Raw genomic sequence first — 17,943 nt, 5'->3', positions numbered from 1 at the left:
TTTTGCATCTGGCGGAATGGGTGGCTGTTTTCGGCAAGGTAGGCTGTTATCGGGCCACGGGGGCACTTCCGTCTTTTTCCGGAGAAATGCGTTATGGCACCAGTTCCTTTCCAACAAAGCTATGCGGCATTGCCAGAGCGGTTTTATGCCAGCGCGCCTCTTTCTCCTGCGCCAGATCCCAAGCTGATCCGGTTGAATTACGCCTTGGCAGAACAACTTGGGCTGGATGCACAATGGCTGGCCAGCCCACAGGGCGTGGCTATGTTATCTGGCAGTGCAATGCCAGAAGGTGTGGATCCACTTTCCACGGCGTATGCGGGGCATCAGTTTGGCAGCTTTAATCCGCATTTGGGGGATGGGCGCGCCCTGTTGTTGGGGGATGTGCAGGACGCTCAGGGCCATGTGTGGGAAGTGCAGCTTAAAGGTTCTGGCCCTACACCGTTTTCACGCAGGGGGGATGGCCGCGCTGTGCTGGGGCCTGTGTTGCGTGAATATGTGGTCAGTGAGGCCATGCACGCCTTGGGTATTCCCACAACCCGTGCACTGGCTGCCGTAAAAACAGGTATGGCTGTTTTACGTGAAACCATGTTGCCTGGGGCTGTTCTGGCACGTGTGGCTTCCAGCCATATCCGGGTTGGCACGTTTCAGTATTTTGCATCGCGGCAGGATCTGGCAGGGCTGCGGATTTTGGCGGACTTTGCCATTGCCCGGCATTACCCGCAGGTAGCACAAGGCCCAGCGCCGTATCTGGAGTTTCTTCAGCAGGTTATTGCGGCCCAAGCCAAGCTTATCGCGCAGTGGATGCTGGTTGGGTTTATTCATGGTGTAATGAATACGGACAATATGGCCGTATCAGGGGAAACCATAGATTATGGTCCCTGCGCTTTTATGGATCAGTATGACCCCAATACCGTGTTCAGTTTTATTGATGAGCGCGGGCGTTACGCCTTTACCAATCAGCCAACAATCGCCTTGTGGAATCTTACGCGCTTGGCGGAAGCCTTGTTGCCACTTCTTTCTGAGGATGAAGATGAAGGTGTTGCCTTGGCTGGGCAGGCGCTTGAGCAATTTGGTGGACTGTTTCATGGCGCATATTTTGCGGGATTGCGTGCAAAACTTGGTTTAAAAACGCAGCAAGCCGAGGATGAAACATTCTTCCATGCTTTGTTTGCTCAGATGCAGGAGCATCAGGCTGATTTCACCAATACCTTCCGCAGTTTGAGTGATGAGCGTGTGATAGCGGGTGAGTACGTGCCCGATACGTTGGAAGGTATGCAGCCTTGGCTACACCAATGGCGGCAGCGCTTAACGCAGGAAGTGGAAGAGGCGCCAGCTATACGGGCGGAAAATATGCGCCGCGTAAACCCGTGTTATATCCCGCGCAACCATCTGATAGAGTCCATGATCAGCGCCGCTGTGAACAATGATGATGACACGCTGTTTGAGGAAATGCTGCGCCTTACCGCATCACCTTATACAGAGCAGGCAGATATGGCGCGGTATGCGCAACCGCCCCAGCCTGAAGAGCGCGTAAGATACACATTCTGTGGCACGTAATCGCCGCTTATACGCAACCGGTAATCACGATAAAGCGGTGATTATCGGCTGTGGTTTCAATGCGTGCTTCTACGCGGTACACAGTGCGCAACAGTGCCGGAGTTAAAACCTCCGCCGGAGGGCCAGAGGCAATAATACGGCCTTCGTGCAGCACACAAACCAGATCGCACAAGTTTAACGCGATATTCAGATCATGTAGCACCATCACTGTAACAAGGTTGTTTGCACGCGTGATCTGCGTGAGTAGTTTTGTAACAGCATACTGATAATGCAGATCCAGCGCGCTAAGTGGTTCATCCAGCAACAAGGCCTGCGGTTGGCGACCAAGAGCCTGAGCCAGACCAATGAGCTGACGTTGACCGCCGGAAAGCTCATTCAATTTTCGCAATGCCAGATGGGCAATACTAAATTGCTCCAGAAGGCTTAGGGAGACCTTAATATCTTCCTCATTCGGGGCATCAGCAAAACGTTGCGCTTGCTTGTTGGGCATAACACGTTTTGCCGCCAGCATAGCTTCTAGCGCAGTGATATTAACAGGTGCGGGCAGGGCTTGCGGAAGATACAGGCAGTGTTGGGAACGCTCAGGCAAACGCATGCAGGTAAGCTGAAGACCATCCAGCGTAATAGTGCCTTGAGCAGGTAATAGGCCACTCATGGCCCGTAACAAGGTGGATTTGCCGCTGCCATTTGGCCCCAGCAGGGCACAGATACGCCCATGTGGAAAACTGGGCGTTGTCAGATCATCCAGCACCGTATTGCGTCCATAATGGACGGTGAGATTTTGTGCTATCAGGCCAGAGGAATATTTGCCTGCTGTCATACCATTGGCCGCTGTTTAAGGATAATGGCCAGAAAAAATGGAATGCCCACCAGTGAGGTAATAATACCAAGAGGCACCACAATGCCTGGCACCAAAATACGCGCAACCAAAGAAGAAACAGACAAAATAAGCGCGCCAGTGAGTAAGCTGCCGGGTAGGCTGAAATGATGATCTTCTTCCACCAGTCTGCGTGCAATATGTGGGGCAACTAATCCCACAAATCCGATAACGCCCACAAAAGCAACGGAAAGAGCGCATAAAAGACTGATACGTAAAAGGGTTGCTCGGCGCAGTCTTGGAACATCCACCCCAAGACTGGCGGCGCGATCTTCTCCCATTCTTAAAAGAGTCAGCCCTCCAGCAGAGCGCAAAGAGAGTGGGAAAATAAGAACCAGACTGCCAGCCAATAAAGCCAAAGAGCCCCATGTAGCGCGGCTGAGGCTGCCGAGTGTCCAGAAAACCAGATCTTGCAACGTATCTTCACTGGCAACAAATTGCATAAGAGCAACAAGCGCCTGAAACGAAAAAACAAGCGCAACCCCACAAAGAATAACCGTGCTGGTATCGGCTTGTCGGAAGCGTGTTAGCATATCCAATGCAAAAACGGAGAAAACCGAGAACACAAAGGCACACCCTGCTACCAGCCAGTTATCGGGCACGCCTGTAATGTGCCATTGTAAAACAATAGCTAAAGAAGCTCCAAACGCTCCGGCAGCGGAAACGCCTAATGTAAATGGGCTGGCTAATGGATTGGCTAGAACTGTCTGCATTTCTGCACCTGCCAGGCCCAGAGCGCCACCTATGCAGGCGGCCATGAGGGCATAAGGCATACGAATTTGCCATACAATAATGGCAGTTTGCTGCGGTACAGACGCTGAATTGAACAGTGTATGCAAAAAGAGGGTTGGAGAGAGATGAGCAGGCCCAACCAGAAAATTGGCACCAAGTGAAAGTACAACCCCCACAGCCAGACAACCAAGGATAAACAGCCGTTTATAGATGCTGGTACGATATGTAACCTGCACAGCAGTAAGGTCTGGCAGCGTGCTCTTGAGGCCCGGCATAGTATCCTGTGCTTGACGGTGTGCAGTGGAAAAGGCTTTGTGCGTTTTCATCTTTTCCTTCTGCATGAAACTCGAAAAACGGATAGGTGTTGGCACAGATGGTTATAATGCAAAATGGTTATGATCCATCTTTGCCCGTAAAGGAAACATCCTTCTCCTTTACAGTAACGCCAGAGCAGGCAGGAGAACGGATTGACCGTTTTCTGGCAGCTATAATGGAAACGCTTTCACGCTCACGCATTAAAAGCCTGATTGAAGAAGGGCACCTTAAGTGTGATGGCGTGTGTGTAAGAGAACCGGCAGCCATAGCTCGTGCTGGCATGAAAGTGGAATTGACCATTCCGCCTGCAGCCCCCGCAGTGCCGCAAGGAGAGGATATTTCTTTTACCGTTTTGTATGAAGATGATGATCTGATTGTGCTGGATAAGCCCGCCGGCCTTGTGGTGCATCCTGCGCCGGGGAATGAGACAGGCACGCTGGTTAATGGCCTGATTGCCCATTGTGGTGAAAGCCTGAAAGGTATTGGGGGAGAACGCCGCCCGGGTATTGTGCATCGGCTGGATAAAGATACCTCTGGCGTTATGGTGGCAGCTAAAACAGAGATGGCACATCAAGCCTTGTCAGAAGATTTTGCCGCTCGTCGGATAGACCGTGCCTACTTGGCTTTTTGCTGGGGGCTGCCCAATCCGGCGGAGGGAGATTTTGAAGGGGCAATCGGGCGCGATAAGCGAGACCGCAAGCGCATGGCGCTTACCCCCAAAGGCGGAAAATGGGCGCTCACACATTACCGCACGTTGCAGGCTTTTGGCACGGGGACTGCCCTTGTGGCCTGCAAGTTGGCAACAGGGCGCACGCACCAGATCCGTGTGCATTTTTCTGCGAACGGACACCCTTTGATAGGCGACCCGCTGTATCTGCGTCGGATTCCCGCAGCTTCGCGTGTGCTGCCTTCTGCGGCCCGTGCTGCTGCTCTGGACTTCCCGCGCCAAGCCCTTCATGCCGCGCGGTTGGGGTTTATACACCCCAGAACGGGTGAAAAATTGCTGTTTGAAACCCCTATGCCGGAAGATATGCAGGCACTGGAACGCAGCTTGAAGGCTGATCAGGAATAGGTTTTTCGATTCGGAAACGGGAAACAGGACCGCACAGGTCCAGAAATATGGCTGTCTTCTGCCATGCATCTTAGAATTCTTGACACATGTGCTTTTTCCAGCGCACCCTGTTGCACCCACTAGGCATTGGAAACCGTAGCCGAACTGGTGGGAGAGCCTCTTTTCAGTTTGCCGCTCATACGGAGGGCAGAGGAATTGAGGGTTAAGACATCTGTCCATCGCATGACTGGATCTTGCCTCTTTTTATGAATGCATTGCGGGCGTTACGGGAACCCAAAGCATTCAAGGGAGTTTCCAGTTCAGGGGAGTAGTCAGCACATGGTATCTTCCGTTATCAATGTTGGGCCTGAAAACAATCTTTCAAGGTACCTTCAGGAAATCCGCAAATATCCTCTCCTCACACCAGAAGAGGAACTCAGCCTTTCACGTCTGTGGCGCGATAAAGGAGACGTTAAAGCCGCGCATCAGCTTGTAACATCTCATCTGCGTTTGGTTGCAAAAATTGCCATGGGTTACCGTGGTTATGGCCTGCCGATCAATGAACTGATTAGCGAAGGCAATATCGGCATGATGCAGGCCGTAAAGCGGTTTGATCCAGAAAAAGGGTTCCGCTTGGCCACATATGCCATGTGGTGGATTCGTGCAGCCATTCAGGAATACATCCTGCATAGTTGGTCTTTGGTGAAAATGGGCACCACTGCGGCTCAGAAGAAGCTGTTCTTCAATCTGCGCCGCCTGAAAGGGCAGATGCAGGCCATTGATGATGGTGATCTGAAGCCAGAGCAGGTGAACAAGATTGCTACAACACTGGGTGTTTCTGAACAGGATGTGGTGGATATGAACCGCCGCATGGCAGCGCCAGACCATAGCCTGAATGCACCCATGCGGGCCGATCAGGATAGTGAATGGCAAGATCGGCTGGTTGATGATCACACCAATCAGGAAGACGTTTACGCTGAGAATGAGGAACTTTCTGGCCGGAAAGCGCTGCTTTCTTCCGCCATGGAAAACCTGAACGAACGTGAACGCCGGATTTTCACGGAACGCCGGTTAAAGGATGATCCTTCAACCTTAGAAGAACTGGCGCACGAATATGGTATCTCGCGCGAGCGGGTGCGCCAGATTGAAGTGCGTGCGTTTGAAAAAGTGCAGGCGGCCATGAAAAAGGAAGTTCAGGCCCGGCGCGAAGAAACCGCCCAGAATACGTAATAAGCTTTGGCGTTTCCTAATTGCAGATCATGCAGGCAGGAAACGCCGAGATGCTTATATTTGTTTGAGCGTATAAGGGAACGCTTACGATCAGGCGGCCGCAGCGTCTTGAATGAAAAATGTGGCGTCTGTTCTGCCGTTCCAGCTTTCTGCCCGCAGATACCCGGCAAGATGCAAGGCCGGGCGTGTTGTATCTTCCAGTTTGGCCGCGAGTGGATTTTCATGCGCGCGGAACAGAAGCGCTTTCAACCGGCCGTTATTTTCACCCTTTAAAAGCAGACGCAGCGTATTGCCATCGCGGCCAATGCGGTCTGCCCGTATAACTGTTACGCGTGGTATGGCCAGCAGAGGTTCCGGGTTTCCGGCACCAAACGGCGCAAGAGCGCCCATATCCTGCGCTAATTCAGCCGTGGCGCCAGAAATGGCCACCACCGCATCTATTGTAAGCGGCACTTTTTCTGGAAGCGTGGCAGCCTGTGCCAAACGAGTATCCAGAAAAGTATGAAATTCTTCCAGCTTATCTGCGGTAAGGGAGAAGCCAGCAGCCATGGCATGGCCCCCGCCGGTTTTCAACATGCCTGCTTGGCGGGCTGCAATAATCACGGTGCCAAGATCTAAGCCGGGAACAGAACGGCCAGAACCTTTAATTGTGCCATCTTCTTGTTCTGCGCCTACAAGAGCAGGCCGATTGAACCGCTCCTTAATACGCCCCGCTACAATACCGACAACACCGGGATGCCAATCTTTCCCCGCTAGCATAATAACGGCGTGCCCAGCTTTTTTCTGAGCTTCTGCCTGTTGCATGGCAAGATCCAGAATATCGGCTTCAACACCTTGCCTACGGCGGTTTACGGCATCCAGACGTTCGGCCATCTGGCGTGCTTCAAAGTTATCTGGGCAACGCAGCAGGCGGAGGCCTAAGGCTGCTTCTGCAATACGGCCGCCCGCATTAATACGAGGTCCTAACGCAAAGCCGCAGGAAAAAGCATCTGGCGCTTTGGTAACGCCAGCAATTTCCATAAGAGCATTCAGGCCAGTACGTTGGCGGCGGGCCATAATTTTAAGCCCTTGCGTTACAAACGCACGGTTAAGCCCATGCAGTGGCATAACATCACAAACCGTTGCCAAAGCCACCAGATCAAGCTGGCGCATAAGATCGGGCGGAGGCTGGTCTGCTGTAAACCAGTCTGCACGCCTCAGATCTCTCGTAGTGGCAACAGCGGCAAGAAAGGCAAGGGCTGCTGCGCAAATATGATGCAGACCAGAAGGGCAGTCTGGCCGGTTAGGGTTAACCGTTGCCAAAATAGGGGGGAGGGCATCTTCCGATTTGTGATGGTCCAGCACAATCACATCGGCTTTGTCTGTCATCTGACACAAAATATCTGCCGAAGCGGTGCCGCAATCCACACAAATCAATATGGAAGCACCTTGCGCCACCAAATTATCCAGTGCGGCTACGTTAGGGCCATATCCTTCGGTCATTCTGTCCGGAATATGGGTATGAACAGTGCAGCCGAGTTCTTCAAAAAAAGAGGCGAGAATGGCGGAGGCGCAGGCACCATCTACGTCATAATCACCAAAAATCCCAATCACTTCACGATTCTGGACAGCTTTTGCCATGCGGGCAGCAGCCTTATCCATATCCGTGAGAGTGGAAGGATCGGGCATAAGTGCCCGCAACTTGGGTTCCAGAAAATGAGGGGCTTGATCTGGTGTAATCTGGCGCATGGCCAGCAGACGGCCAACAATTTCTGGAATACCCAGTTGTTGAGCCAAAGCAGCCCCCAGACGCATCAGGGCAGGATCTTCTGCCCCGGCACGCCAAACCCAACGCCGCCCAACAAAGCTGGCTTCCACCCCCAATACAGCAGGCGTGGAAGTTTCTTCAGGTTGTTCGGGAAGTTGCAAGGTGCTGCTTTGCATCACAATTCAGAGCTGCTTATTGCGGAGCCCATGTTTTGGTTTTGAAGTTATGGTGGCCTTCAATAAAGCGCACCGTTCCTGATTTGGAACGCATAACCAGAGAATGCGTAATGGCCTGATGCGGCAACTGCCGAACACCACGCAGCAACGTGCCAGTGGTTACGCCCGTGGCAGAAAACAGCACAGAGCCGGCAGCCAGATCATGCAGGCCCAGCTTGCGATCGGGGTCTTTGCCAGGGTTCATTTTGCGGGCGCGTTCACGCTGTCCTTCATCTTCAAACAGCAGCCGTCCCTGCATTTGCCCTTCTACGCAGCGAATGGCAGCAGCAGTCAGCACACCTTCAGGTGCACCGCCAGAGCCTACATAAATATCAACCTGACTGGTATCAAGGCAGGCGGCAATTCCGCCAGCCACGTCACCATCTGTCAGCAGGCGCACACGCGCACCGGCAGCACGGGCGCGGGCAATCATTTCTTCATGCCGTTCCCGGTCAAGGGTGCAGAGCAGAAGGTCCTGAACACTTTTGCCTTTGGCTTTGGCCAGATTTTTCAGGTTGTTTTCAATGGAATTATCCAGATCCACAACACCTTCGGGCAGATTGGGGCCAACCACAATCTTGTCCATATAAATATCTGGCGCATGCAGGAAGTTGCCACGCTCTGCCAGTGCCACCACGGTAATGGCATTTGGCATATCTTTGGCGCAAAGGTTGGTGCCTTCTAGCGGGTCTACGGCAATATCCATGCCGGGGCCGCCAGAGCCAACTTTTTCACCAATATAAAGCATGGGGGCTTCATCCATTTCCCCCTCACCAATCACCACCATGCCATCAATGGCTACGGTATCAAATGCTGTGCGCATGGCTTCTACAGCAGCGCCATCCGCATCGTTCTTGCGGCCGCGCCCTGTCCACCGGGCGGAAGCCAGAGCAGCGGCTTCCGTTACACGCACCAGCTCAAGCGCCAGATTGCGGTCAGAAACAACAAAAGGAGAGGGGCCTATGGAATCAGACATCAGAAACAGGATCCTTGCTTAAAAGTCTATGATACCGGAAAAGGTGGCTAGAATCAGGCTGTTTCGATCCGAATCATCACAGGGCTGTCCGTCACCACGCTCAATGCATCTATTTTGGTGATGGCATCCTGCATGGCAGCTTCCGATGTCTGATGCGTAACCAGAACAAGCGGAACATACGGTGTTGTCTCATTTTCCGCAGGGTGCTGGAGCATGCTGCGCAAGGAAACACCGCAATCACGCAAGACAGCTGTAATGTCTGCAATAACGCCGGGGCGGTCTTCTACCATGAGGCGTAGATAGAAAGCGCCGGCTCCAGTGCCAGCAGGGCAAGCGCGCAATGCAGGTTCTGCACTGGCCTGCACGCCCCATACCGGAATGGTGTGGCCACGGGCAATATCAATTAGATCCGCCGTTACAGCACAGGCTGTTGGGCCGGCACCGGCACCGCGACCTTCCAGCATAATGCGGCCAACAAATTCACCTTCAGCCACAACGGCGTTAAACACGCCATCCACCTGCGCAATAGGTGCGTTGTGTGGCAGCAGACAGGGCGCAACACGCGCTTGCAGGCCTGCATCTGTCAGCCGGGCAAGGCCCAGAAGTTTGATGCGGTAGCCAAGGGTGCGGGCAAAAGCAAAGTCAATGGCACCAATTTGGCGAATGCCTTCTACCTGCACGGAATCAAATGCCACTGGGCGACCAAAAGCCAAGCCTGCCAGAATTGTCAGCTTGTGGGCTGCATCTATGCCATCAATATCGGTGGAAGGGTCGGCTTCTGCATACCCCAGATCCTGTGCATCTTTCAGCACCAGATCGAAATCCTTACCCGTTTCACGCATTACGGTAAGAATATAGTTGCACGTGCCGTTCAGGATGCCGCCAACATGCAGGAATTTGTCTGCGGCCAGCCCTTCTCGCACTGTTTTAATGGCAGGGATGCCGCCTGCTACGGCTGCTTCAAACAACAGGGGAGCGTTGTTGTCTGCACTAAGCTTGGCAAGGGCGGACCCGTGAACAGCAAGAAGAGCTTTGTTGGCGGTTACAACAGGTTTGCCAGCAGCCAGCGCTTTTTCTACCAGCGCACGGGCCGGGCCTTCGCTTCCACCAATCAACTCTACAACAACATCCACATCCGGGTCTGAAACCAGATCCAGTGGGTTATCATGCCAATGTAATGTGGAAACATCTATGCCGCGGTCGCGCGTGCGGTCTCGAGCGCTTACGGCTACCACTTCCAGTTTGCGGCCTGCGCGGGCGCTCAGCAAATCTGCATTCATACGCAGCAGGCGAATAACGCCAGCGCCAACCGTGCCCAGACCGGCAATACCAAGACGAAGGGGAGAAGAATTGGAACAGGATGTCACGGTGCAACAGGCTCCGGCTTTTTGGTAGAGGAAGAAGAAGATGGCGAGATACCATGCGCAGACAGGAACCCACGAATGGAACGCAGGGCCTGGCGCAGGCGCTGGGTGTTTTCAACCAGCCCGATACGAACATGGTCATCACCATATTCACCAAAGCCGAGGCCAGGAGCCACAGCCACGCCAGCTTCTTCCAGAAGGAGTTTGGAAAAGGCAACACTGCCCATTTCACGGAACGGCTCAGGAATAGGGGCCCAAGCAAACATGGAACCTTCTGGAGAAGGAACATCCCATCCAGCTCCGTGTAGGCCGCGAATCAGCACGTCGCGCCGGTCTTTATAAAGAGCGCGCAAGTCAGCCACACAGTCCTGCGGGCCGTTAAGGGCCGTTACAGCAGCTACCTGAATAGGCGTGAAGGCCCCATAATCCAGATAAGATTTGATGCGGGTAAGTGCTGCAATCAGGCGCTCATTACCTGCAGCAAAGCCTACGCGCCACCCAGCCATGGAATAGGTTTTGGAAAGAGATGTGAATTCTACAGCAATATCTTTCGCGCCCGGCACGGCCAAAATCGAAGGTGGCACAAGATCACCAAAATAGATTTCAGCATATGCCAGGTCAGACAGAATCCATATTTCTTCCTTGCGGCAGAAAGCAACCAGTTCCTTATAAAAATCCAGATCAGCCAGATAGGCCGTTGGGTTGGACGGAAAGTTTACAATCAACGCGGTGGGCTTGGGCACGGAATGGCGTACAGCCCGTTCCAGCGCGCGTAGCATGTTTTCATCCGGCGTTGCCGGAATGGAGCGGATGGAAGCTCCGGCAATAATAAAGCCAAACTGATGAATGGGGTAGGAGGGGTTAGGCACCAAAATGGTGTCCCCCGGGCTGGTAATGGCGGAAGCCAGATTGGCCAGCCCTTCCTTGGAGCCCAGTGTGACAATCACTTCCTTGTCCGGGTCCAGCCCAACGTGAAAGCGACGTTCATAATATCCAGCAACAGCCTTGCGTAGCCCCGGAATGCCGCGACTAACAGAATAACGGTGGGTACGAGGGTCCTGCACCGTTTCCAGCAGTTTATTAACAATGTGCTGCGGGGTGGGGGTGTCTGGATTACCCATGCCGAGGTCAATAATATCCTCGCCCCGCGCGCGGGCTGCTGCCTTGGCCTGGTTTACCGAGGCAAATACATAAGGCGGCAGACGGCGGATGCGATGGAATTCTTCAGTCATGGGTTTTTAATGCTCTAAAGAAACAGGGGGCAAGGAACCCCCCGCAGGTTTGTGGGAAGAAGCATAGTAATCGTCAGAGCAGAACAGGCAACTCCTCACACCGCCCAAAATGCTGGAATGACACTTTTGTAAGTGGGTTTCAGGGGCTGGTCGCCACTTTGGCGCCTGTGCCAAAGGCATCCCCCCGCACATGAATGCTGGAGGAAGGCACGCCAAGATTCACCAGTGCTGTTGCCAAACGTTGAGCCCGCAAAATCCCAAGTTTTACAGCATCAGACTGGTCCTGCGCGCTTAATGAAAGGGCATTGCCAAACCCACGGATGAAGAATGGCCCATTAGGGTGATCCGCTTTGAGTTTGCTAAGCGTATTTTCCTGCCCGCTGGACAGCACATCTGACTGCGGCACAAAGTGGAAAGAAGTGCCTTTTACATCAACCAGATCATAGTTTGGCTTGATGGTATCTGGCACATGCGCATCGGAAGGCACATCAAAGCCCGGAAAAGATGGGGCTGTGGGAGGGCCATCTGGAATCTGCGGAATATCAGAGGCCGGTATTTCTGTTTGTGCGGCTTTTGGGCGCACCGCTGGCATGCCAACTTCTGGTTCTGCTTCTGCCGTTTTATCCTGCGCCTTGTTGGCGTGGCTATCCTTGGAAGATGCCTTGCCGGTTGGGGACGCAGCGTTTTGCGTATTTTGGTTTGGTGAGGAATCTGCGGCATCCATAATGGCACCACTTACGCCTTCTGGCAGACTGGCCTGTTGAGAGCCATCCTGTGCCGCGCCATTTGACTGGGGAGAAGACGTAGCAGAAGGGGCCGCTTTTGCCGGAGGCTGTGCAGTAGCAGACGGCGGAGGCGGAATATTGGGGATAATGCTGCCATTGGCAGCGACTGTCCGGTAAGCCAGATTGCGCTCACGAATCAGCCCTTGTGTCACAAGCGCGCGATCTTGGGGGGAGGGCATTTCCGGCGCTTGTGTGGGAGTAAGGCCAACATGCGGGTAGGGATCATAAATACCGGGCGGCGGGGGCCGTTGAGAAGCAATAACCCCACCACGCATATGCTGCACCCAAGAAAGCGTGCCATCAACGGCATCCTTATGGGGGCTGCATCCGCCAAGAAGAAGCGCACCAGAGGCCATGAGCACTCCAAGCCGTACAGCAGGTTTTAGACCTATGGCGCTGCGGGGTGTCCGCTTGTGTTCTAAGCAGGGTTGCGGCATGGCAGCGCGGATACTCCGACTAATGGAAACCAGACAGTAAGACAGAGCGCACCTTACCCTTTTCCGTCCCGGCTGGCGAGACAGCACATGATTGCCCCTTGGCAGGCAGCCTTAGGCAGCGCAGGATAAGGGAATGTACACAGATACAGAACATGCGGAGAAAGCAATGACGGGCATTTTCCCCCGTAACGCCATCAAGATGGATGACGAACCGGAAACTCCGGCAGCCCCGGAGAAGGCAGAAGAAAAAACAGCCGGCGCCCCGCATGGCGAACTGGAACACAAGTTGTTCAAGCAGCGGAAAGTGCTGATTTTTGGCGGGATTGATGATAAAATCGCCCGCGATGTAACGGGCCGCCTTTTGGCGCTGGCTGGTGAATCTGACCAGCCGATTGATGTCTATGTTAACTCTCCCGGTGGGCATGTGGAAAGTGGTGACACAATCCATGACATGATCCGCTTTGTCGATTCGATTGCCCCGATCAACATGATTGGCACAGGCTGGGTGGCATCTGCTGGTGCGCTGATTTTTGCCGCCGGGCATAAAGAGCGCCGATTCTGCTTACCCAATACGCGCTTTTTGCTGCATCAGCCGATGGGTGGTGTGCGTGGTCCGGCAACGGATATCGACATTGAAGCGCGTGAAATTATCAAGATGCGTGAACGGCTAAACCGGATTTTCGCTAAAGAAACCGGCCATAGCTATGAAAAAGTCGCAAAAGATACGGATCGCAACTATTGGATGTCTGCCAAGGAAGCGATTGATTACGGCTTAGTGACCAAGATCATTTCAAAGCTATCTGATCTGCACTAATACACATCGCGCCTGCTTCGCATTTCCAACTTTGGATTGGGCGAGGCAGGCGCGTTTGCGTTACTGGATCTGCCAGAATGTCTGCCCAAAAGGTTGGGTGTGTCGTATGAGGCAAGGTCCCTAGAAAACAGGTTCCTCACATGGGTTCTCTGAGCGATATCTATTCTCATCTGCCTGAAAGCATGGATGATTTGCCTCCGCCGCCCAATGAGGCCGCAGTGGAAGAGGCTGATTATCGTGCCCGCCATTGGGTAAGCCCCGTAAAAGGGCCGCTTACGCCGGGGTCTGAGGCGCATAAGCATGCCTTGGCGGAAATGTTCCGCGAGACGTTTAATCCTTACAGGCCATCCGTTATCAACTGGCCTAAATTGGACCCGGAAACGCTCAAGCGGATAACGTCCCTACCTATCTGGGATATCGCCGTGCAGACAGAAGGCAAGGCCCGCCTGCGCATGGCTGCTTATGCCAATCTGGTTACAGACCCGGATATGAAGGATGCCATCTCCCGCAATGCGTGGGAGGAAAACCGGCATAAGGAAGTGCTGTCCAAAATGGTGGCAGCCTATGATATCCCTATGGCGCCGGAACCCCCTTACGTTGAGCCCAAGGATGTTGAGTGGGCGTATCTGGTGACAGGTTTTTCCGAATGTGCGGACAGTTTTTTTGCCTTTGGCATGTTCGAACTGGCCAAGCGTTCTGGCTATTTTCCGCCTGAACTAACAGATACGTTTGAACCTATCATGCAGGAGGAATGCCGCCATATCCTTCTGTTTGCCAACTGGTTGGCATGGAACCGGGCTGTTATGCCTTGGTGGCGTCGGCCTTACTTTGAACTGAAGGTTCTGGCTGTTTGGGCATTCCTTGGCTACGAGCGCTTGTCTCTTGTGCGCACGGTGGATGATAACGGCCAGGTACATACGCAGGACAACAATTTTACGGTAACTGGCACCAAGGAAGTTACAAACATTCAGATCAATCTGCCTGATTTCATGCAGCTTTGTCTGGATGAGGATGACCGGCGTTTTTCCGGCTATGATCCACGCCTGCTGCGCCCAACAACCACGCCTGCCATTGCACGCGTTATTCGTGATGTTGGGCGATGCTGGGAATTTGCTAGCGGTGTTTTCAAGGCAAATCGTAAAACAGCCGCTTAATCTGTTTTAAAATTATCCCAACCAGCCCGATTATCTCATTTGGGTTGGTTGGGTAAATTTTTATCTGCTTGAGGCTTTGGCGTTGCCATAGCGCCTATAATGGAAAGGCGGGGGCATTTCTGGGCGCTCTGTTATAGCTTGGGCAATAAGATCATGGTCCGGTGCACGGTGGCATACAGGGTCAGTCGCCGTAGCATCTCCCGCTAGAGCCAAGGCTTGGCAGCGGCATCCGCCCCAATCATCTTCCTTGAACGCGCAGGACTGGCATGGTTCGGGCATCCAATCTGTGCCACGGAACAGGCGGAACAGGGGCGCATTTTCCCAGATATCGGCGAGAGAACCTTCTGCAACAGAAGGCATCTGAACGCCCGGAATGCTCTCTGCCGCATGGCATGGCAGCACTTTGCCTGCAGGAGAAACGTTTAGAAAGCGTTGGCCCCATCCACCCATGCAGGGTTTGGGCCGGTCTGCATAATAATCTGGCGTTACAAAATCTATGCTCATGCGGCCAGCGAGACGGGTGCGTGCTTCAGCAACAATTTTTTCTGTTTCTTCCACCTGAGCACGGCTGGGCAGTAACGCATTACGGTTGAGTAGCCCCCAGCCATAATATTGCGTATGTGCAATTTCTACGCGTCTGGCCCCAAGCTGTTCAGCTAAGGCCAGCATAGCTGGCACACGTTCACAGTTTTTCCGATGGATTACAAAATTCAGTGTAAGGGGCAGCCCTTCGGCTTTAATAAGTTGTGCCGCTTCCAGCTTTTTGGCGTGGGCACCTTTCATATGGGCAATATGGTCTGCGCTTTCAGCTTCGGCATCCTGAAAGGAAAGTTGGATATGGTCTAACCCAGCATCAGCCAGTTCTTGTAGGTTTTTGGCATTGAGCAGCACGCCGGAGGTAATCAGGTTGCTATATAATCCTGCTTTGGCGGCATGGGCGACAAGTTCGGGTAGATCTGGCCGTGCCATGGGCTCACCACCAGAAAAGTGAACTTGCAATACGCCCATTTCAGCAGCTTCGCTCAGCACACGTTTCCAGTCTTGTGTGCTGAGTTCCTGCGTGCGGGGTTCCAGTTGTAAAGGGTTGGAACAGTAAGGGCACTGTAAAGGGCAACGGTGCGTGAGTTCTGCAAGCAGGCTCATGGGAGGGGGAGGCATGCTCATACTGCCAGCAACACCTGCTTGGTGGTCAGATCCTGCAAAAGGGCCAACACATCCCGTGCAATAATATCCCGCGGGGCGGAAAATTTTTGGCAGAGCAGATCTAATATATCTCTCACATTGCGGGTGCCATTTATCTGTTGCAGCACTTCAACCGCGATAGGGTCTGCATGAAAGGCGCGTTCAGGCGCTTGAATGAACCATACTTCCCGCACGCGGTCATATTGCAGGCGTGTGCCCCGCGCAAATCGGAGGATACTGCTTTCAGAAATCATGGAAGTATCAGGTGTTTGGCTCATGCTGCAGTTTCTGGGCGGAAAGAACCCGGTGGAATACGAGCGGGCGTGACGTAAGCATAATCCAGCGCATCCAGCATGGACCACAGCACGCCGCATTTAAACTTAAGCGCGTTGAGCACACTCTGCTGTTGCTCCACCGTGCGAGCGTGCTCCTTTACATAAGCAAGCGCAAAAGCAGAATCCTGCGGTGCCTGTGTCAGGCGCGGTTTAAAGTAAGCCAGTGTTTCTTCGGTAATGAAGGCATAGTTCTGCAACATGCCCGAAACACGCTCGCTGATAATGGTGGGGGAGAACAGTTCTGTCAGGGAGGAAGCAATAGCCTCCAGCACAGAACGTTCGCGCACAAAATGCACATACGCCTCTACTGCAAACTTTGTGCCAGGCAGCAGGCCTTCGAGTGATTCGACATAGGCACGATCTAGCCCCAGGCCATCCGTAAGCTTCAGCCAGCGCGCCACGCCGCCGGAGCCCGGTTCTGTGCCATCATGGTCTTCCAACCGTCTCCGCCATTCACGCCGCAATTCGGCAGTGGGAAGGCGTGCGAGGAGAGAGGCATCTTTAGCGGGAATGCTGGCCTGATAGTAATACCTGTTCAACGCCCATGCCTGAACCTGCCCTTTGTTCAGTTTGCCGTCGTGCAATGCGCGATGGAAAGGGTGCAGGTTGTGGTAGCGTTCTGCGCCTATGGCGCGCAGGGCTTGTTCCAGTTCATTCGGGGTGAGCGGTTGGGTGGTCATAGCGAGACTTTCATTCCATCAAATGCAACATCCCATCCTGCTTGCTCTATGGCGCGGCGCTCTGGTGAATCGGCCAGAAGAATAGGGTTGGAATTATTGATGTGGATGAGAATTTTACGTTTCACATGTAAAGGGCGGAAGGCGGCAATGGTGCCATCGGGCTCATCGGCAATGGACATATGGCCCATGCGGTGCCCGGTTTTGCTGCCTAGTCCGGCGCGGATCATTTCATCATCTGTCCACAACGTGCCATCAAAGAACACAACATCTGCGCCATTTATGCGGTTGCGTAGCGCATCTGTCATCATCGCGCAGCCGGGAATAAACAGGGCTCGGGCGCGGCCATCCGTTATTTCCAGCCCAATGTTTTCCCCATTACTCATGATTTCAGCAGGGTTTTCGGCCTTTTCTGCGTAAAGGGGGACTTTGCCCGGTACAATAAAAGGCATGATGCTAAACCCAGCCGGAACCAAAGAAATAGGGTGCTCTGGCTGCATGGCATGGCGTGGCACAAGCGTGCGATCTAGCGCATTAAAAATAGGATTTGCGTTGAGCTGATCCAGCACAGGTTGTGTGGCATATAGATTAAAGTGCTGCCGCTCGCGCAGGGTAAGCAAGCCCGTAATGGCGTCTATTTCCCCACTTGTAAGCACAACGCCAGAAATGGGGGTGGAGCGTAGCCCTTCACGCGGGAACATATCCGGTGTCTGGTTGATCTGGGTGCGCAGATCGGGCGAGGCATTGAGCACATACCAGTGCTGGCCGTCTCCACTTACGGCAATAGATGCCTGCGTGCGGGAAGGGGCTGCGGGGTCTCCCGCACGGGCGCGGCGGCAAGCGGGGGCGTTAGAGTTCCATTGCGGAAAGCCGCCACCCGCACCTGCACCAAGAACAACAATCTCAAGCATAACAACACATCTAAATAAAAAAGCCGCCAGTGCAAAACCGGCGTTAAAGCCGGTAATGGCTGGCGGCTAAGCTGGGCAAAACCCCGACTTATTTCTTCTGGCCGCAAACGTAGCTGTTGATTTCAGCGCCCAACGGAATTTCGGTAACTTTTGGTGCAGTCCAAGCCATAAGCCTGTCTCCTTGATTGAGTTGAAACAGAGCAGATTCCTACAGGCTCTCCAGATAAAGATCCGCAGGAAAAAGCCGCTTTTGCGCCTTGCAGTGTGATGAAAAATGGCTATCACGCAAGGGTTCTACCCCCCAAAGAGGCGCGTAGAGGGGCTATTTTCACGCAACTGTGAATAAAAGAAG

At 53.4% G+C, this 17,943-nt stretch carries 17 protein-coding genes; 5 read left to right on the top strand and 12 right to left on the bottom strand.

The genetic code is table 11. From position 1 onward, the window contains the following. The first annotated feature begins 93 nt into the window (after nt 1–93). Nucleotides 94–1,557 carry a protein adenylyltransferase SelO gene (locus ACP7IZ_RS08300; protein ID WP_426848692.1) on the top strand — a complete coding sequence of 488 codons (1,464 nt, stop codon included), beginning with the start codon at nt 94–96 and terminating at the stop codon, nt 1,555–1,557. 7 nt (nt 1,558–1,564) lie between these two features. On the opposite strand, the gene ACP7IZ_RS08295 is transcribed toward ACP7IZ_RS08300, so the two are convergent. Continuing rightward, the gene (locus ACP7IZ_RS08295; RefSeq protein WP_426848691.1) at nt 1,565–2,377 is read right to left on the bottom strand and encodes an ABC transporter ATP-binding protein; all 813 of its coding nucleotides are present in this window, start codon (nt 2,375–2,377) and stop codon (nt 1,565–1,567) included. Then, nucleotides 2,374–3,492, bottom strand: coding sequence for a FecCD family ABC transporter permease (locus ACP7IZ_RS08290; RefSeq protein WP_426848690.1), 1,119 nt, complete (start codon nt 3,490–3,492; stop codon nt 2,374–2,376). The genes ACP7IZ_RS08295 and ACP7IZ_RS08290 overlap by 4 nt, the downstream gene beginning before the upstream one ends. Nucleotides 3,493–3,539: 47 nt before the next feature. Here ACP7IZ_RS08290 and ACP7IZ_RS08285 point away from each other — a divergent pair, with 47 nt between their 5' ends. Further along, entirely contained in the window at nt 3,540–4,553 is a 1,014-nt protein-coding gene (locus ACP7IZ_RS08285; protein ID WP_426848689.1) for an RluA family pseudouridine synthase, read from the top strand. Between the two features lie 249 nt (nt 4,554–4,802). Continuing rightward, nucleotides 4,803–5,762, top strand: coding sequence for an RNA polymerase sigma factor RpoH (rpoH, locus tag ACP7IZ_RS08280; protein ID WP_426848688.1), 960 nt, complete (start codon nt 4,803–4,805; stop codon nt 5,760–5,762). A gap of 90 nt (nt 5,763–5,852) precedes the next feature. Here the strand turns inward: rpoH and recJ are convergent, their stop codons facing one another. From recJ to ACP7IZ_RS08255, 5 genes are all read right to left on the bottom strand, one after another. After that, the gene (recJ, locus tag ACP7IZ_RS08275) at nt 5,853–7,685 is read right to left on the bottom strand and encodes a single-stranded-DNA-specific exonuclease RecJ (RefSeq protein ID WP_426848758.1); all 1,833 of its coding nucleotides are present in this window, start codon (nt 7,683–7,685) and stop codon (nt 5,853–5,855) included. Between the two features lie 16 nt (nt 7,686–7,701). Beyond that, on the bottom strand, nt 7,702–8,700 hold the full coding sequence (glpX, locus tag ACP7IZ_RS08270) for a class II fructose-bisphosphatase (RefSeq protein ID WP_006115935.1): 999 nt from the start codon (nt 8,698–8,700) through the stop codon (nt 7,702–7,704). A 53-nt stretch (nt 8,701–8,753) separates the two neighbouring features. Next, nucleotides 8,754–10,067, bottom strand: coding sequence for a homoserine dehydrogenase (locus tag ACP7IZ_RS08265; RefSeq protein WP_006115936.1), 1,314 nt, complete (start codon nt 10,065–10,067; stop codon nt 8,754–8,756). Beyond that, nucleotides 10,064–11,296 (bottom strand): LL-diaminopimelate aminotransferase, encoded by a 1,233-nt coding sequence (locus tag ACP7IZ_RS08260; protein ID WP_035353357.1) that lies wholly within the window; start codon nt 11,294–11,296, stop codon nt 10,064–10,066. The genes ACP7IZ_RS08265 and ACP7IZ_RS08260 overlap by 4 nt, the downstream gene beginning before the upstream one ends. A 139-nt stretch (nt 11,297–11,435) precedes the next feature. Continuing rightward, nucleotides 11,436–12,605 (bottom strand): hypothetical protein, encoded by a 1,170-nt coding sequence (locus ACP7IZ_RS08255; protein ID WP_426848686.1) that lies wholly within the window; start codon nt 12,603–12,605, stop codon nt 11,436–11,438. Nucleotides 12,606–12,651: 46 nt separating this feature from the next. Here ACP7IZ_RS08255 and ACP7IZ_RS08250 point away from each other — a divergent pair, with 46 nt between their 5' ends. Further along, nucleotides 12,652–13,332 carry an ATP-dependent Clp protease proteolytic subunit gene (locus ACP7IZ_RS08250; protein WP_006115939.1) on the top strand — a complete coding sequence of 227 codons (681 nt, stop codon included), beginning with the start codon at nt 12,652–12,654 and terminating at the stop codon, nt 13,330–13,332. A 140-nt stretch (nt 13,333–13,472) separates the two neighbouring features. Further along, nucleotides 13,473–14,486, top strand: a complete 1,014-nt coding sequence (locus ACP7IZ_RS08245; RefSeq protein WP_006115940.1) for a hypothetical protein — start codon at nt 13,473–13,475, stop codon at nt 14,484–14,486. 60 nt (nt 14,487–14,546) lie between these two features. Here ACP7IZ_RS08245 and pqqE read toward each other — a convergent pair whose 3' ends face one another. The 5 genes from pqqE to pqqA all read right to left on the bottom strand — a co-directional run bounded on the left by pqqE (nt 14,547) and on the right by pqqA (nt 17,760). Further along, nucleotides 14,547–15,650 carry a pyrroloquinoline quinone biosynthesis protein PqqE gene (gene pqqE, locus ACP7IZ_RS08240; protein WP_426848684.1) on the bottom strand — a complete coding sequence of 368 codons (1,104 nt, stop codon included), beginning with the start codon at nt 15,648–15,650 and terminating at the stop codon, nt 14,547–14,549. After that, nucleotides 15,647–15,922 carry a pyrroloquinoline quinone biosynthesis peptide chaperone PqqD gene (gene pqqD / locus ACP7IZ_RS08235; RefSeq protein WP_426848757.1) on the bottom strand — a complete coding sequence of 92 codons (276 nt, stop codon included), beginning with the start codon at nt 15,920–15,922 and terminating at the stop codon, nt 15,647–15,649. Before pqqD ends, pqqE begins: the two co-directional genes overlap by 4 nt. A 20-nt stretch (nt 15,923–15,942) precedes the next feature. Then, nucleotides 15,943–16,683: a pyrroloquinoline-quinone synthase PqqC gene (gene pqqC, locus ACP7IZ_RS08230; protein ID WP_426848683.1), complete on the bottom strand. Its 741-nt coding sequence runs from the start codon at nt 16,681–16,683 to the stop codon at nt 15,943–15,945. Further along, nucleotides 16,680–17,591, bottom strand: coding sequence for a pyrroloquinoline quinone biosynthesis protein PqqB (gene pqqB, locus ACP7IZ_RS08225; RefSeq protein ID WP_426848682.1), 912 nt, complete (start codon nt 17,589–17,591; stop codon nt 16,680–16,682). The genes pqqC and pqqB overlap by 4 nt, the downstream gene beginning before the upstream one ends. A gap of 88 nt (nt 17,592–17,679) precedes the next feature. Then, complete coding sequence (gene pqqA / locus ACP7IZ_RS08220; RefSeq protein ID WP_014457297.1) at nt 17,680–17,760, bottom strand: pyrroloquinoline quinone precursor peptide PqqA; 81 nt, start codon at nt 17,758–17,760, stop codon at nt 17,680–17,682. Nucleotides 17,761–17,943: the final 183 nt, after the last annotated feature.

This window comes from Acetobacter sp. AAB5 (assembly GCF_050106715.1).
In the GTDB taxonomy this organism is placed as follows: domain Bacteria; phylum Pseudomonadota; class Alphaproteobacteria; order Acetobacterales; family Acetobacteraceae; genus Acetobacter; species Acetobacter oryzifermentans.
Note: the sequence above shows the minus strand (reverse complement) of the source record. Positions and strands in the feature narration are given on the sequence as shown.

What these genes read in the sequence shown, in the direction of transcription:
- ACP7IZ_RS08290 (WP_426848690.1), bottom strand. Translation starts at nt 3,492, where the DNA reads ATGAAAACGCACAAAGCCTTTTCCACTGCACACCGTCAAGCACAGGAT.
- ACP7IZ_RS08295 (WP_426848691.1), bottom strand. Translation starts at nt 2,377, where the DNA reads ATGACAGCAGGCAAATATTCCTCTGGCCTGATAGCACAAAATCTCACC.
- ACP7IZ_RS08250 (WP_006115939.1), top strand. Translation starts at nt 12,652, where the DNA reads ATGTACACAGATACAGAACATGCGGAGAAAGCAATGACGGGCATTTTC.
- ACP7IZ_RS08285 (WP_426848689.1), top strand. Translation starts at nt 3,540, where the DNA reads ATGGTTATAATGCAAAATGGTTATGATCCATCTTTGCCCGTAAAGGAA.
- ACP7IZ_RS08260 (WP_035353357.1), bottom strand. Translation starts at nt 11,296, where the DNA reads ATGACTGAAGAATTCCATCGCATCCGCCGTCTGCCGCCTTATGTATTT.
- pqqE (WP_426848684.1), bottom strand. Translation starts at nt 15,650, where the DNA reads ATGAGCATGCCTCCCCCTCCCATGAGCCTGCTTGCAGAACTCACGCAC.
- pqqB (WP_426848682.1), bottom strand. Translation starts at nt 17,591, where the DNA reads ATGCTTGAGATTGTTGTTCTTGGTGCAGGTGCGGGTGGCGGCTTTCCG.
- recJ (WP_426848758.1), bottom strand. Translation starts at nt 7,685, where the DNA reads ATGCAAAGCAGCACCTTGCAACTTCCCGAACAACCTGAAGAAACTTCC.
- ACP7IZ_RS08300 (WP_426848692.1), top strand. Translation starts at nt 94, where the DNA reads ATGGCACCAGTTCCTTTCCAACAAAGCTATGCGGCATTGCCAGAGCGG.
- ACP7IZ_RS08245 (WP_006115940.1), top strand. Translation starts at nt 13,473, where the DNA reads ATGGGTTCTCTGAGCGATATCTATTCTCATCTGCCTGAAAGCATGGAT.
- pqqA (WP_014457297.1), bottom strand. Translation starts at nt 17,760, where the DNA reads ATGGCTTGGACTGCACCAAAAGTTACCGAAATTCCGTTGGGCGCTGAA.
- glpX (WP_006115935.1), bottom strand. Translation starts at nt 8,700, where the DNA reads ATGTCTGATTCCATAGGCCCCTCTCCTTTTGTTGTTTCTGACCGCAAT.
- pqqD (WP_426848757.1), bottom strand. Translation starts at nt 15,922, where the DNA reads ATGATTTCTGAAAGCAGTATCCTCCGATTTGCGCGGGGCACACGCCTG.
- pqqC (WP_426848683.1), bottom strand. Translation starts at nt 16,683, where the DNA reads ATGACCACCCAACCGCTCACCCCGAATGAACTGGAACAAGCCCTGCGC.
- rpoH (WP_426848688.1), top strand. Translation starts at nt 4,803, where the DNA reads ATGCATTGCGGGCGTTACGGGAACCCAAAGCATTCAAGGGAGTTTCCA.